12 protein-coding genes are annotated in these 15366 nt (G+C 63.5%); 2 read left to right on the forward strand and 10 right to left on the reverse strand.

What is annotated here, in order from left to right; genetic code table 11:
• Nucleotides 1–79: 79 nt before the first annotated feature.
• Entirely contained in the window at nucleotides 80–799 is a 720-nt protein-coding gene (locus tag FJV77_RS26620; protein WP_142869498.1) for an XRE family transcriptional regulator, read from the reverse strand.
• Between the two features lie 312 nt (nucleotides 800–1111).
• On the opposite strand from FJV77_RS26620, the gene FJV77_RS26625 reads away from it, so the two are divergent.
• A complete protein-coding gene (locus FJV77_RS26625) occupies nucleotides 1112–2470 on the forward strand; it encodes an NAD(P)/FAD-dependent oxidoreductase (protein WP_142869499.1) in 1359 nt (452 codons plus the stop codon).
• Nucleotides 2471–2566: 96 nt separating this feature from the next.
• Here FJV77_RS26625 and FJV77_RS26630 read toward each other — a convergent pair whose 3' ends face one another.
• From FJV77_RS26630 to FJV77_RS26665, 8 genes are all read right to left on the reverse strand, one after another.
• Nucleotides 2567–4546, reverse strand: a complete 1980-nt coding sequence (locus FJV77_RS26630) for an ABC transporter permease subunit (protein ID WP_142869500.1) — start codon at nucleotides 4544–4546, stop codon at nucleotides 2567–2569.
• Complete coding sequence (locus FJV77_RS26635; RefSeq protein ID WP_142869501.1) at nucleotides 4543–5622, reverse strand: glycine betaine/L-proline ABC transporter ATP-binding protein; 1080 nt, start codon at nucleotides 5620–5622, stop codon at nucleotides 4543–4545. The genes FJV77_RS26630 and FJV77_RS26635 overlap by 4 nt, the downstream gene beginning before the upstream one ends.
• A 72-nt stretch (nucleotides 5623–5694) precedes the next feature.
• Complete coding sequence (locus FJV77_RS26640; protein ID WP_142869502.1) at nucleotides 5695–6669, reverse strand: ABC transporter substrate-binding protein; 975 nt, start codon at nucleotides 6667–6669, stop codon at nucleotides 5695–5697.
• A 422-nt stretch (nucleotides 6670–7091) separates the two neighbouring features.
• Complete coding sequence (locus FJV77_RS26645; protein ID WP_142869503.1) at nucleotides 7092–7877, reverse strand: SDR family oxidoreductase; 786 nt, start codon at nucleotides 7875–7877, stop codon at nucleotides 7092–7094.
• An 8-nt stretch (nucleotides 7878–7885) separates the two neighbouring features.
• On the reverse strand, nucleotides 7886–8650 hold the full coding sequence (locus tag FJV77_RS26650; protein ID WP_142869504.1) for an SDR family oxidoreductase: 765 nt from the start codon (nucleotides 8648–8650) through the stop codon (nucleotides 7886–7888).
• A gap of 110 nt (nucleotides 8651–8760) precedes the next feature.
• Nucleotides 8761–10269: a sugar ABC transporter ATP-binding protein gene (locus FJV77_RS26655; protein ID WP_142869505.1), complete on the reverse strand. Its 1509-nt coding sequence runs from the start codon at nucleotides 10267–10269 to the stop codon at nucleotides 8761–8763.
• A 29-nt stretch (nucleotides 10270–10298) separates the two neighbouring features.
• Nucleotides 10299–11237, reverse strand: coding sequence for a sugar ABC transporter substrate-binding protein (locus FJV77_RS26660; protein ID WP_142869506.1), 939 nt, complete (start codon nucleotides 11235–11237; stop codon nucleotides 10299–10301).
• Between the two features lie 111 nt (nucleotides 11238–11348).
• Complete coding sequence (locus tag FJV77_RS26665) at nucleotides 11349–12359, reverse strand: ABC transporter permease (protein WP_142869507.1); 1011 nt, start codon at nucleotides 12357–12359, stop codon at nucleotides 11349–11351.
• 244 nt (nucleotides 12360–12603) lie between these two features.
• Between FJV77_RS26665 and FJV77_RS26670 the strand changes: the two genes are divergently transcribed.
• Complete coding sequence (locus FJV77_RS26670) at nucleotides 12604–13566, forward strand: sugar-binding transcriptional regulator (protein ID WP_142869508.1); 963 nt, start codon at nucleotides 12604–12606, stop codon at nucleotides 13564–13566.
• 306 nt (nucleotides 13567–13872) lie between these two features.
• Here the strand turns inward: FJV77_RS26670 and FJV77_RS26675 are convergent, their stop codons facing one another.
• On the reverse strand, nucleotides 13873–15360 hold the full coding sequence (locus FJV77_RS26675; protein WP_142869509.1) for an FGGY family carbohydrate kinase: 1488 nt from the start codon (nucleotides 15358–15360) through the stop codon (nucleotides 13873–13875).
• Nucleotides 15361–15366: the final 6 nt, after the last annotated feature.

Raw genomic sequence — 15366 nt, forward strand, 5'->3', positions numbered from 1 at the left:
CCCTACGAAGGCCCCCTCTCCGTCCGCTTCGCCGAGCCACCTCTCCCCCACTGTCGTGGGGGCGAGGAACCAAGCCCACTCAACCAGCGCTGTTCTGCGGATAACAGATAATCGACAAATACCGCATCGGCAGTTTCGTCAGCTGCTCCGGCCCGTGTGGCGCGTCGGCGTCGAAGAACAGGCTGTCGCCGGGCTTCATCGGATAGAGGTTGCTGCCGTGCCGGTAAACCACTTCGCCCTCCAGCATGTAGAGGAATTCCATGCCCTCATGCTGGAAGGTCGGGAAGACATCCGAATCCTCGGTCAGCGTGATCAGATAGGGCTCGACGACGACACCGCTGGTGTTGGAACCGATATGTCCGAGCAGATTGTACTGGTGGCCGGCGCGCGTGCCGCGGCGCTCGACATCGAGGCCTTCGCCGGCCTTGACGAAGACGGCGCTGCGCTCCTCTTCGAAGCGGCGGAAGAAGGCGGTGACGGGAACGCCGAGCGCACGAGACAGCGCCTGCAATGTCGTCAGCGAGGGCGAGGTGATGCCGTTTTCGATCTTCGATAGCATGCCCAGCGAAATGTCGGTGGCGACAGCCAGATCTGCGACGGTGATTCCGAGCTTCTTGCGGAAGGCGCGCACCTCGCGGCCGATCGCCACCTCCAGCACCTTTTCGCGTGTGTCGCGGATGGCGTGCGGGTTCTGCGTCAGCGGCGTACGAATGGTCTTCCCGTCCACCGAGACCTTCGCCAGCGGCTTTGCCTTGGCCGGACCGGCGCCGGGCTTGAGATCGGATGCTGTCTTCGCCATGTCGCCGCTCCCAAGAATCGCAGATTTATTTCACTCAAGGTGAACATATTCGCTGCCGGTACAGAAAGGCAACCGCTACGCAAGCCCCTTAAGTCGAATGGTGTCGGGTCCGGATTTGCGCTGTCATCGGGTTTTGCCGAAAATCCGCAGGGACGAAACGCGGTTTCGCCACAAGGCCTGTTGACAGCATCGAAGGGGCAATTACTGTCACTGTGAGTGAAATTTGTTTCGTAAGAGCAATCCCAGGAAAAGCGTGAAACGGTTTTCCAACAGGAATTGCGTCAAAGTTGAAATGAGCCCGGGAGGCCTGCCATGAACACTCGCGTTGCCGTCATTGGAGCCGGGCCATCCGGCCTGGCCCAGCTCAGGGCCTTCAAATCGGCTGAAGACAAGGGCGCCGCAATTCCCGAAATCGTCTGCTTCGAAAAGCAGTCCGACTGGGGCGGCTTGTGGAACTACACCTGGCGCACCGGCCTCGACGAACATGGCGATCCTGTGCACGGCTCGATGTACCGCTACCTCTGGTCGAACGGGCCGAAGGAATGCCTGGAATTCGCCGACTACACATTCGAGGAACATTTCGGCCGGCCGATCGGCTCCTACCCGCCGCGCGCCGTTTTGTGGGACTACATCAAGGGCCGCGTCGAGAAATCAGGCCTGCGCAAATGGGTGCGCTTCAACAGCCCGGTGCGCATGGTCACCTTCTCGGACGTGACGAAGAAATTCACCGTCACCGCGCATGACCGCACCAACGACGTCACCTACTCCGAAGAGTTCGACAATGTCGTCGTTGCGTCGGGGCATTTCTCGGTGCCCAACGTTCCCTATTTCGAAGGGTTTTCGACCTTCAACGGCCGCATCCTGCACAGCCATGATTTCCGCGACGCCATGGAATTCAAGGGCAAGGACATCCTGATCATCGGCCGCTCGTATTCGGCCGAGGATATCGGCTCGCAATGCTACAAATACGGCGCCAAATCCATCACTTCCAGCTACCGCTCCAAGCCGATGGGCTTCAAATGGCCGGAGAACTGGAAGGAGGTCCCGCTGCTGCAGAAGGTGGTCGGCAAGACCGCGCATTTCAAGGACGGCACGACCAAGGACGTCGACGCCATCATCCTGTGCACCGGCTATCTGCATTCCTTCCCCTTCCTCACCGACGATCTGAAACTCAAGACCGCCAACCGCATGTGGCCGCTCGACCTCTATGAAGGCGTCGTCTGGGAGAAGAACCCGAAACTGTCCTATATCGGCATGCAGGACCAGTTCTACACATTCAACATGTTCGACGCGCAGGCCTGGTTCGCCCGCGATGTCATCATGGGCCGCATCAAGCTGCCGTCGGCGCAGGCGATGGCGGAACACGGCGCCAAATGGCGGGCCCGCGAGGAGACGCTGGAAGACGCCGAGCAGATGATCTGGTTCCAGGGCGACTACACCAAGGAGCTGATGGACCAGACCGACTATCCCGGCTTCGACGTCGAGGCGGTCAACCAGACTTTCATGGAGTGGGAGCACCACAAGGGGGAAGACATTATGAGCTTCCGCGACCACGCCTACCGCTCGCTGATGACCGGCACCATGGCGCCGTTGCATCATACGCCCTGGCTGCAGGCGCTGGACGATTCGATGGAGAGCTATCTCGAAGTGAAAGGTGTGGCGGCCGAGTAGGGCATCATCCCGAACCGAAGGCCGGCGAAGCAAAAGCGGATCCCGATTTTCGGTCAAGCAAGAAGGAAAATAGAGCCGCACGGCTCTATTTTCACATCACCCCAGCCTTGCTCGCGCCTTCGCCGTCCAGGCATTGAACAGCCGGTCGGCGACGATGCCGATGAAGGCGATGGCCAGGCCTGCGACGATGCCGCGCCCGGAATCGGCCTTGGACAGAGCGATGAACACCTCCTGGCCGAGATCGCGCGTGCCGACCATGGCGCAGATGATGATCATCGCCAGCGCCATCAGGATGGTCTGGTTGACGCCGAGCATGATTTCGGGAAGCGCAAGTGGCAATTGCACGCGAAAGAAGGTCTGGCGCGGCGTACAGCCGGACACTTTCGCCGCTTCGATCAGCGCCGGCGGCACCTGGCGGATGCCGTGATTGGTATAGCGGATCGCCGGCACCACGGCGAAGGCGACCGTCGCGATCATGGCGGTGACGTCGCCGACGCGAAACAGCATCACCACGGGTATGATGAAGCAGAAAGACGGCAGCACCTGCAGCGTGTCGATGATAGGCGTGACGATCTTTTCGAAGCGGTCGCTTCGTGCAGCCGCGAGCCCGATCGGAATGCCGATCAGGCAAGCGATGAAGGCCGAGATGCCGCAGAGATAGACCGTCGCCATGGTCTTTTCCCAGAGACCGGTGATGGCGCAGAAAGCAGTCAGCGCCGCGACCAAAGCGGCGAGGCGGAGGCCGCCTAACTGGTAGCCGGCAAGGCCAAGCAGGGCCACCGCGCCCAACCATGGAAAGCCTTCGCAGAAGGCGCGCAGCGGGTTGAGCACATTGAGGATCAGCGCCACGCGAAAGGCCTCGATCACGTCGAAGAAGTTGATCGTTATCCAGTTCACCGCCGCCTTCCACAAAGGCGCGGTGGTGAAGGTGATCGCTTTCGGCACCGCCGCGAAGGCAGGCACATAGAGACTGATCAGCGTGGTGGCGGCAAGGATGGCGACCACCAGCGTCAGATGGGGATAGCGCCGCCAGAAGACCGGGCTTACTGCCTGATGCGTCTGGCCTTTCGCCTGCTTGTGGGCGATGGCCTGGCTCAGCCGGTCAAGCGCGATAGCCAAAGCCACGATGGCAAGGCCGGCTTCCATCGCCTCGCCGACCTTCAGCGCGCGCAAGGCCAGGAGCACGTCGTAGCCCAGCCCGCCGGCGCCGATCATCGAGGCGATGATGACCATGTTCAGCGCCAGCATGATCACCTGGTTGACGCCGACCATCAGCGTCGGCCGCGCCGAGGGCAGCAGAACCCGCCACAATTTCTGCCGCGCCGTGCAACCGGCCATCTCACTGAAATCATCGATCTCGGACGGCACCCGCGACAGGCCAAGCATTGTCGCCCGCACCATTGGCGGCGTGGCGAAGATGGCGGTGGCGATCATCGCCGAGACCGGGCTGTTGCCGAACAAAAGCAGCATCGGGATCAGATAGGCGAAGGTCGGGATGGTCTGCATCAGGTCCAGCGCCGGGGAGATGATCAGCCTCTCGGCCCACGGCTTGCGCCAGGCCCAGATGCCGGCGAACAGGCCGGTGACGATGCAGAACGGCACGGCGATGGAAATCAGCGCCAGCGTCAGCATCGCGCTCGTCCACTGGCCGAACAGCGCGATGTAGAGGAAGCAGCCGCCGACCAGCAGGCTGAGCTTGCGGCCGCCGGCGGCATGGCCGGCGATGAAGGCCGAAGCGCAGACGCCAACCCAGGACAGGCGCGGCAGCACATAGGCATCGGCGCCATGGCCGATCTTGAAACTCTTGGCCAGCAGATTGAGCGCGAAGTCGAGGGGAACGCCGAGCACCGCGGTGATCGAGCGCGTTAGCCACGACAAGTTCGACTTGATCCAGCGCATCAGCGCGCTGACCCAGTCGGCGACCGGGACGACCGCCTCGGCCGGATAGTTGACCGCCCAGGGCAGCCCGTCCTGCAGCAGGAACACCACCAGCACGGCGGCAAGTGCCAGCGCCCAGACAAGCAACCAGCGCTGAACCGGCGGTCTTGCCTCGCTGGCGTTTGCCGTCACCGTCATGCGCCGACTCTCGGTTTGTCCAGACCGGCCAGCAACCCGATCACGGCTTGCGGCGTCACTTCGCCGATCGGCTTGCCGGTGCCGTTGACCACGGCGAACGGCTTGCCCGAGGCGACGATGCTGGCCGAGAAACTGGCGATCTTGGCATCGGGCGAAACCGTGCCGCCATGCTCGGTGCCATCGCAGGCGCGCATCAGGCTGCGCGCCGAGATCACCTTGGCGCGGTCGACGTCGCGCGTGAATTCGGCGACATAGTCAGTCGCCGGATTGACCACCAATTGCTCCGGCGTGCCGATCTGGATGACCTCGCCATCCTTCATGATGGCGATGCGGTCTGCCAGCCTTATCGCCTCGTCGAAATCATGGGTGATGAAGACGATGGTTTTGTGCAGCATGGTCTGCAGCCGCATCAACTCGTCCTGCATCTCGCGGCGGATCAGCGGATCGAGCGCCGAGAACGGTTCGTCCAAAAACCAGATCTCCGGTTTGGTCGCGAGACTGCGCGCGATGCCGACGCGCTGCTGCTGGCCGCCGGAGAGTTCGCGCGGGTAAAAATGCTCGCGCCCGCGCAGGCCGACAAGCTCGATCACCTCACGCGCCCGCGCTTCCCGCGTCGGCCGATCCTGCCCCTGGATGCTGAGCGGGAAGGCGATATTGTCCAGCACATTGAGATGCGGCAGCAGCGCGAAATTCTGGAACACCATGCCCATCCGATGGCGCCGCAGTTCGATCAGCGCGGCATCGGAAATCTTGAGCAGATCATTGCCTTCGAACTCGACCTTGCCGTGGGTCGGCTCGACCAGCCGGGACATGCAGCGCACCAGTGTCGACTTGCCGGAGCCCGACAACCCCATGATGATGAAAATCTCGCCCTGGCGTATTTCGAGATCGACGGCGCGGACCGCGCCGACCAGTCCGGCGGCAGTGACATCGGCCATGCTGGCCTTGCCGTCGCGCTCGCGGATGAAACTGGCCGCGTTCGATCCGAATAGCTTCCAGACATTGCGGCAGGCAAGCTTTATCGGCCGCGCATCCTTTGGCGTGCCAACTGCCTGCGGTTCAGTCGCTTCCGTCATCCAATGGTCCTTCTGGAAAATAGGGAAATAGACCCGGCCGCTACGGCCGGGTCTGGCTTCCAGTCGGAACGATCACTGCGCCCAGGCTTTCCAGTCGGCTTCGTGCGCGGCGATCCAGGCGGCGGCGACTTCTTCAGGCGTCTTGCCGCCGAGGTCGATCTCGCCGCTCATCTTGTTGAGCTCGTCGGTGTCGACCGTGTAGGCCTTGGCGACCTTGTAGGCGACCGGCCATTTGTCCTTCATGCCGGACCACGAGTATTTCCAGATCTCGCCATGCGGCTTGCCGCAATCATATTTGGCGTCGGGGTTGGTGCCCCATTTCGGGTCGGTGTAGCACTCCGGCGTGTATTCGGGGAATTGCACCCATTCGCCCTTGTATTTGGCCGGTGCCCAATGCGGCGAATAGATCCACAGCATGATCGGCGCCTTGCGCTGATAGGCCGAGTCCAGTTCGGCGAACATCGCCGCGTCGGTGCCGGCATGGATGACGGTGAACGGCAGCTTCAGCGCCTCGACGCGCTCGTCGTCAAAGCCTTCCCAGGTCACCGGGCCACCGAGATAGCGGCCCTTCGGCGCCGTCTCCGCTGTCGAAAAGGCCTCGGCGCATTTCGGGTCCTTCAGCGCTTCCCAATTCGGCAGGCCCGGGCATTTCTCCTTCATGTATTCGGGAAACCACCATTCTTCCTTGGCCTTCGGTCCGAGCTTGCCGAGTCGCTCGGTCTGCCCGGTGGCGTCGGAGGCCTTCATCGCTTCGCCTGCCGTTGTGTCCCAGAATTCGAGGCCGACATCGATGTCGCCATTGGTGAGGCCGGTGGTCAGGCTGGAGAGGTAGTCGGCGGTCGGATATTCGACGGTGTAGCCGAGCTTTTCGAGAATGCCGCCAAGGATCTTGGCGTTGAGGTTGACGCTGGTCCAGTCAAACAGCGCGATCTTGATCGGGTCGTTGGATTCAGGCGCGGCCGCTTGCGCCGCCGGTGTCAGCGCGCTTGCAGCAGCAAGCGCCAAGGCTCCCATTGATAGGTTCGAAATCACACTGCGAAATGACATGCTTGTTCTCCTGTCAAACCATGTGGAAGTTCTTAGTCGTTCCCTTCTTGCGTCTTTTCTTGATTGTGTTGGAAAGGCGGGTCGTTACGCAAGCTCGTTCGCGCCATACCATCTCCATGGCCGCAACCGGCGCAGGCGAGATAGTGCTCAATCTGGTGGTGGTATGGTGCTGGATAGGCCCGCGTCATGGCATCGCATGGATTGCTGCGCGAGCAATCGTCAACGAATCGATCGCCGCTCCGGCGGCGCTCTGTGACTTCAGAGCCATCAAGGTCCCATGATCTCGGCCGGCGAGCCCCATCCCCACCAAGGCCGTTTCATGGGATGAAATTATATATACCAACGTTCATGCGGCGCAACGGCTGACGGCTCGTGCACTGCGGAATTTCAGACTGGTCGATTGCCAACCGCCAGAGCTGACTTCACGACATGATCAGGCCGCCATCGACATTGATCGTCTGGCCGGTGATGTAGGTGGCGTCGTTGCTGGCGAGGAAGCTGACCAGGCCGGAGACATCCTCGCCGCTGCCGGCGCGGCCCATCGGAATGTTCTTCACCCACTCGGCCATCAGTTCGCCGGGCTTGTAATCGCCCATAAGCTTGCCCCAGGCGGCATCATTATAAGCCCACATATCGGTGTCGATGATGCCGGGGCAGATCGCGTTGACGGTGATCTTCTCCTTGGCCACTTCCTTGGCCAGGCTCTGGGTGATGCCGACGACGCCGAACTTCGACGCCGCGTAGTGCGGCGTGTAGATAAAACCCTGCCGCGCCTGGCCCGAGGCCGTGTTGATCAGCCGGCCGCCATCGCCATGCTTGCGGATGCGGGCGATCGCTTCCTGGCAGCACAGGAACACGCCCTTGGTGTTGACCGCCATCACCTTGTCCCACTCGGCCTCGGTCATCGCCTCGATCCGGGCGATGGTAATGACACCGGCATTCTGCACCGAAATGTCGACGCGGCCGAATTCCTTCTCGGCAAGATCGTAGAGGGCGGCGACCTCGTCCTTCTTGGTCACATCCATGCGCATCGACGCCACCTTGACGCCTGCTGCTTTCAGGCTGGCGGTGACGTCTTCGACGCGCGCATCGATGGCGCTGACCACGACCGCGGCGCCTTCCTCGGCGAAGCGCTTCGCCATCGCCGCGCCGATGCCGCCGCTGGCCCCGGTGATGACCGCCGTCTTGCCTTCAAAACGTTTCTGCATTTTTTCTCCTACCAGCAGACAAAGCCGCCATCGACGATCAGGTCGATGCCGGTGACGAAACTCGCGGCGCGGCTGGCCAGGAACACGGTCGGGCCGACCATTTCTTCGGGCGTCGCCATGCGCCCCATCGGCGTGTCGCGCTCGAAAATCTTGATCTGCTCGGCGACCTCAGGGCGCTTGTTCATCGGCGTCAGCGTGTAGCCGGGGCTCACCACATTGACGCGCAGGCCGCGATCGGCCCATTCCATGGCGAGGCTCTTCGACATGTGAATGACGGCGGCCTTCGACGAATTGTAATGCGCCTGGGTCAGGCCGCGATTGACGATCGAACCGGACATCGAGGCGATGTTGACGATCGAGCCCTTGCCGCGCTTGAGCATGGCGCGTGCCTCGGCCTGGCAGGAAAGGAACACGCCGCTGACATTGACGTCGTAGATCTTCTGCCATTTTTCCAGCGGCAGCGTCTCGGCAGGTTCGGCGCCGGCTATACCAGCATTGTTGACGGCGATGGTCAGCGCGCCGAGTTCCTTCTCGGTGCGCGTGACCGCAGCCGCCAGATCGCCTTCCGACGTCACCGTGCCGGTCAGCACCAGCGCCTTGCGGCCGAGTGCGGTGATCCTGCGCGCCGTCTCCTCCAGTCCGCCTTTGGAGGCATGGCCGAAACAGGCAATGTCGGCGCCGGCTTCCGCCAGCCCGATGGCGATGGCTTGCCCGATGCCGCTGCCCGCACCTGTCACCAGCGCCACGTCGCCGCTGAGATCGAATAATGTCATGTCTCTCCCTCTCCCTGAAATGAAGGGGCGCCAACTCTTGAGTTAGCGCCCCGCGCGGTCCGGTGCCTGGGAGGATATCACCTGCTGCGCTGTGTTCCGATTCCTGTCCCTCAACTGGTGGCGAGTTCCATGACCGCGACATTGCTGGCTTCGCTGCGGTCGAGAATGCCGCGCTGCCGGCCACGGCTCAGCACCAGCACGCGGTGCGACAGCCCCAGCACTTCCTCGAGGTCGGAGCTTACCACCACCACCGCCATGCCGGAGCGGGCGAGGTCGGCGATGACGTCGTAGATCGCCGCGCGCGCGCCGACATCGATGCCGCGCGTCGGCTCATCGAGGATAAACACCTTTGGTGGCCGCGACACCCATTTGGCGATGATCACCTTCTGCTGGTTGCCGCCGGAAAGTTTGCTCACTGCCTGGTTCGGCTTGCCCTTCACCCCGAGCCGCGAGATGCCGGCCTCGGCGAATTTCTGCACCGCCTTGGGAAACACCCAGCCCTTCGGCGCGACATGGTCGAAATTGCCGAATGCCAAATTTTCGCCGATTGTCTGGTCGAGCACGACGCCCTGCGCCTTGCGGTCCTCCGGCACCAGTACGACGCCGGCCTTGATCGCCGCCGCCGGGCCGCTGAGATGCACAGCTTGGCCCTCGACCCGCACCGAGCCCGACGAGATCGGGTCGGCGCCGGCGATCGCCCGCACCAGCTCGGTGCGGCCGGCGCCGATCAGCCCGGCAATGCCGAGGATTTCGCCTGCTTTGACCGAGAAGGAGACGTCGTTGAAACTCTTTTCCGGCGAGGACAGGTTCTCGACCTCGAGCAGCGTCTCCTCGCGCGGCGGCGACAGATGCGGGAACATCCGCTCCACCGAGCGGCCGACCATCTGCTCCACCACGGTGCGCACGGGAATGTCGGCGCGCTCGTGGCGGGCGACGATGCGGCCGTCGCGCATCACCACGACGCGGTCGGCAATCTGCGCGATCTCGTCGAGGCGGTGGCTGATATAGATGAAGGACATGCCTTCGGCTTTCAACTTGCGGATCTGCTGGAACAAAAGCTCCGTCTCTTCGCCGCCAAGCGCTGCCGTCGGCTCGTCGAAGATCAAAAGCTCGGCATTGAGCGTCAGCGCCTTGGCGATCTCCACCTGCTGCTGGGCGGCGATGCGCAGCGTGCGCACCTTGCGCTCGGGCGAGACGTCGAGGCCGAGCCGCTTCAATTGCGCCGAGGCCTTGGCGTTCATCCCGGCGCGGTCGATGCGGCCGCCGCGCATCGGCAGGCGTCCGACATAGACGTTTTCCGCCACCGACAGGTCCGGCAATAGCTTCAGTTCCTGGTGGATCATGCCGACGCCGGCATCGATGGCGGCGGCGGGATTGGCGGGGGAGTAGGGTTTCCCCCGCCAGATGATGGTGCCCGCATCGGCCCTGGTCGAACCGGCGATGATGTTGGACACCGTCGACTTGCCGGCGCCGTTTTCGCCGAGCAGCGCCACGACCTCGCCCGGCCGCACGTCGAAGCTCGCATCGGCCAGGACCTGGACCGGTCCGTAGCTCTTGCAGAGGCCGTTGACGAAGAGCCCATTGTGCGGGCTTTCGCTATGGCGAGACTCTGTGGACATCGTGGCGCTCTCTTACGCGGTGCGAGCTGTTACGGGTGCTTGGCGATGAACTGCTCGACATTGTCCTTGGTGGTCAGCGTCGCATCCTGCAGCTGCTCGGCCGGAATGCTTTCGCCAGCCACCAGCTTGATCGCCGCATCGACCGCGAGCCTGCCCATGCCTTGCGTCTGCTGCGTCGCGGTGACGTCGAACACGCCGTCCTTCAGCGCCTTCAGCGCCGCAACGTCGCCATCGAAGCCGGCAACCCAGACCTTGTGGCCGGGATTGGCGACCTTGACCGCCTGTGCCGCGCCCAGCGCCAGCGCATCGGCCTGGCCGATGACGATGGAGACATCGGGATGCGACTGCAGCAGGTCCTGCGTCAGCTTGAAACCTTCGTCCTGATGCCAGCCTTCGCTCCACAATTCGCCGACCACCTTGATGTCGGGGTAGCCCTTGAGCGCTTCGCCGCAGCCCTTCGAGCGGTCGACTTCCGGCGTCGTGCCCTTCTGGCCGTGGATGATGATCAGCTCACCTTTGCCGCCGGCCTGCTTGGCAATGTAGTCGCACACCGCTTGCGCCGAGGCGACGCTGTTGGTGGCGATGAAGGTGTCGCCGGGCGCGCCGTCGGCGTTGCGGTCGACATTGATCACCGGGATGCTGGCTGCCTTGGCGGTCTTGGTCGGCACGGTGGCGGCGGTAGCGCCGGCCGGAATGTAGATCAGCGCGTCGATGTTCTGCGTGATCAAATCCTGTACCTGGCTGACCTGCGTTGCCGAATCGCCCTTGGCGTCGACGGTGACGATCTCGATGCCCTTCTCCTTACCGTAGGCTTCGACGGACTGCTTGATCTGGTTGAAGAAGTCGGCCTGCAGATTGGCAACGGCGAGGCCGAGTTTCTTGGCCTCTTTGGCCGAGGCTATGTCGGTCAGGCCGAGCAGCGGAATGATTGCGGCCGCGGCAAGCAGCAGTGAACGTTTGGTCAGCATGTGTTTCCTCCGTTGATAGTCAAACTGTCCCGCCAGCGCATCGCGCCCCTTGGAACATCCCAGTTTCGGATCGACCGATCCGTCTATCGCCCGGACGCTCCGGGCGAATTCCTATTGTGCTCGCCGGCGCCAGGTGTCGGTGGCGACCGCCAGCGCGATCACCACGCCGATCACCACCTGCTGGATGAAGGGCGAGACGCCGAGCAGATTGAGCCCGTTGCGCAGCACGCCGATGATGAGCACGCCGACCGCGGTGCCGCCGATCGAGCCGACGCCGCCCGACAGGCTGGCGCCGCCGATTACCACGGCGGCGATGGTGTCGAGCTCATAGCCGAGGCCGGAGCTCGGCTGCACCGAATCCAGCCGCGCCGCCAACACGATGCCGGCAAGCCCGGCGAGCACGCCGCAGATCGCGTAGACCCAGTTGGTCAGCGACTTCACCGGAATGCCGGAGAGCCGCGCCACCTCGGCGCTGCCGCCGATGGCGTAAAGGCTGCGGCCGGTGGCGCGGTAGTTGAGGAAGATGGCGAAGATGATCGCCAGCACCATCATCAATCCGACGGTCACCGACAGGAAGCCGAAATGGCGGATGATCGACAAGTTGGTGAACCAGTCGGGGAAGCCGACGATCTGCGAGCCGTCGGTGATCATGTTGGCAAGACCGCGCGCCACCGACATCATCGCCAACGTGGCGATGAAGGGCGGCAGCCGGGTGACGGTCACCAGCAGGCCGGACACCAGTCCGCAAAGGCCGGCGACGACCAGTCCGGCGATGACGCCGGCCGCAAGGCCGAGATTGAGATAATCGGGGTGGGCGACGAAGCCCATCACCATGGCGGCCAGCGCCAGCACCGAGCCGACCGAGAGATCGATGCCGCCGATCAGGATCACCAGCGTCATGCCGATCGCCATGATGCCGAGCACGGTGATCTGGTCGAGCACGTTGAGGATGTTGCGCACGGTGAGGAATGTGTCGGTGGTCAGGGTCAGCGCCAGGCACAAAAGCGCCAGCCCGATCAACGGCCCCATGGTTCCGGCGAACAGCGCCGAAAGCTTCGCGCTCGTCGCGCCTTGCGCGCCGGTCGCGACTTTCAACTCGCTTGCATCATTGCTCACGGCCACTTCGTCTCCTCCGTCAGCGAAACGGCGATGGCCTGCCGTCCGCTCTTGTTCACCAGGCACCTCCCTGTGAACAATTTATCTTTGATATGCAATTTTGTTCAGCTAAACTGTTCATTAGAAAATTGTCAAGAGCCGTTGCGCCACTCGGCCACGGTTTGCGCCACCGGGCGGTTTGTCCTAGGGAAGGCCAGGGGGCGGCGCTTTGCGGAAAGATTTCCGAAATCTGCCGCGGGAGGGCACGAGCATGGCGACCGTCGAAAACGAGAAGGCCTCGCGTTTCCCCGATGCCGAGCTGAAGGCCCGCGCTGCCTGGCACTATTATGTCGAGGGCCTGACGCAGGAGCGCATTTCGGAAATCCTCGGCGTAGGCAGGATCAAGGTCCACCGCATTCTCTCAGCCGCCCGCGAGGAGGGCATTGTCCAGTTCCGCATTCGCGACAGTGTCGTCGAATGCGTGCAGCTTGAGGAAAGCCTCAGGCAGCGCTTTGGACTCAGTCAGGCCGTCGTGGTGCCGTCGGCCGCCGACCGCAGCAACGCGCCACTGATGATCGGCCACGCCGCCGCCGCCTATCTCGCCGACAACGTCAATGCCGGCGACGTCATCGCGCTGGGCTGGGGCCGCACGCTGAAATTCGCCATCAACGAACTGCCAAGGCGGCCGATCGCCAGAACCACGGTCGTTTCGATGCTCGGCGGTCTCACCCATGCGCAGCCGCTCAACCCGACCGAAAGCGCCTGGGAATTCGCCGAGAAGATCGGCGCCGAATGTTTTCTGCTGCCGGTGCCGGTCTATGCCGACAGGCCCGAGCAGCGCGACGCCTTCATGAGCCAGCGCAGCGTTCAGGATGTCGTCTTCCGGGCGCGGCGGGCCAACATCGCCGTGCTCAGCGTCGGCTCGTTTTCCAACGACAGTCCGATCGCCAATTACGGCTTCATCAAGCCGAGCGAACTCGAGGAATTGCAGGCGGCCGGCGCGGTCGGCGACCTCTTGTGCCATTTCATCGACGCCGAGGGCCGCCCCGTCGACCATGAGGTCAACCGCCGCGTCTGCGCCTATCCGCTGCAGGAGCTTTCGGATATTCCGAGCATCATCCTGGTTTCAGGCGGGCAGGAGAAGGTGGCCGTGATGCGGGCGGCGCTCGCCGGGACGAAGGTATCGGTGCTGATCACCGACGAGGATGCCGCCAAGGGCCTGCTCAATCGCTGAATGTCGCGGGCCTGTCGGAATTCGCACGGCTCCGGACGGCTGTCGTCCGACCAGTCGGCAAGCGCGATCGGCGTGAATTTTCCCGCGACCGGCTTGCCGCCGCCCAGATCCTTTGAGGCGACGCCCTTGCCGGTGAGAAAACTGATGTCGCAGCCGCCGAGTGTGGTCTCGACCGTGCCATCGGCTTTCTGCACGTTCCAGTCCCAGTCGCGGCTATAGCCGGCGACCAGGAACTTGCCGCCGCGCCAGATTGGCGCGCCGGCGGATCGAAAACCGAAAATTTCCACCGGAAACGTCAGCTCGAGCTCAGATCGCGCCCAGCCGCACATGGATGTCGCGGGTTGCGTGATAGAGGTCGCGGTAGATCGCCTTGCGCGTCCGGTAAGCCGACATCAGCGCCGTGTCCGGATCGACACGCCGGGCCGGCTCCGCCGCCATCGCCTTGGCTGCCTCTTCCGGCGAGGCGAACCAGCCGATCGCCGAAGCCGCCAGCATGGCCGCGCCAAGTGCGGCCGCCTCGTTGACCGGCGACACGAGAAGCGACCGCTCGAGCACGCTGGCCATGATTTGCATCAGCAGCGCCGAATTGGTACCGCCGCCGGCGGCAATCATTTCCGCCGGTGTGCCAACGCTCTCGGCTTCCATCGCCTCGCTTGCGATGGCTTGCTCGAAAGCGATGCCTTCCAGCGTCGCGCGGAAGAGATGCTTCGGTTCATGGTTGAGCGACAGGCCGACGACAGCGCCTCGCGCCGCGCCATCCCAATAGGGGCTCATGACACCGGCCCAATAGGGCATGACCAGCAGCCCATCACTGCCGGCCGCGATATCGACCGCAAGCTTCTCCAGTTTTGCTGCGGAGGTCGCGCCGGTGATGCGCACGATCCAGTCGACCAGTTGCATGCCCGAGCGCAGCACGGTCTCCAGCATGAAGCCGGAACCGGTCGGCGAGACCAGCGTGCGAAACGCGTCCGATGTGGTGACCGTGCCGGAATAGCAGCCGCTGACGACGCCGGAGCCGAGCGATAGATAGCTCTTGCCGGCGCCATAGACACCCATGCCGAGGCCCATAGCCTGGCCGTCGCCGGCACCGGCGACAATGGGTGTGCCAGCCTTCAGGCCGGTCAACTGCGCAATGCTTTCGGCAAGTCCGCCGCAGATTTCGCCTGGACCGACCAGCGCCGGCAACTGCTCGGGCCTGAGTCCCGCGGCCGCGATGAGTTCGGGGCGCCATTCGCCTGTCGCGACGTCGATCAGCCCGAGCGGGTCGGCACTTGCCGTGCTGGTGACGAGATGGCCTGTAAGCCGATGGACGAAGAAGCCGTGAACATCGACGAGCGCGGCGGCGCTGTAGAGCACCTCCGGCTGGTGCTCCGCCAGCCAGGCGATGGCATAGAGAGCAGGCGTCGGGTCTGGCGGCTTGCCGCTCCAGTCGCGGATCACTTCGCGGCCGAGCTCGGCTGACAGCCGGGCGACTTGCGGTCGGGCGCGCTCGTCAAGCCACAGGATCGCGGGAATGAGCGGCTTGCCGGCATGATCAATCAGCGTGAAGCTCTCGCGCTGATGGGCGATGGCGATCGCTGCTACGCGCGACGCTCCTATCTTGTCGGTGACCTGCTTCAGCCCGCCGACAAGGGCTGCCCACCAATGTTCGGCATCCTGCTCGAAATGGCCGGGCTTCGGGTTTGAAAGCGGATACGTCTCGCGTGCCTGGAAAAGCTCCGCGCCGTCGCGCGCGAAAGCGATCGCCTTCACCGCCGTCGTCGAGGCATCGATCCCGATAACGACATCGTCCATCACAGC

This window comes from Mesorhizobium sp. WSM4306 (assembly GCF_007003975.1).
Lineage (GTDB): Bacteria > Pseudomonadota > Alphaproteobacteria > Rhizobiales > Rhizobiaceae > Mesorhizobium.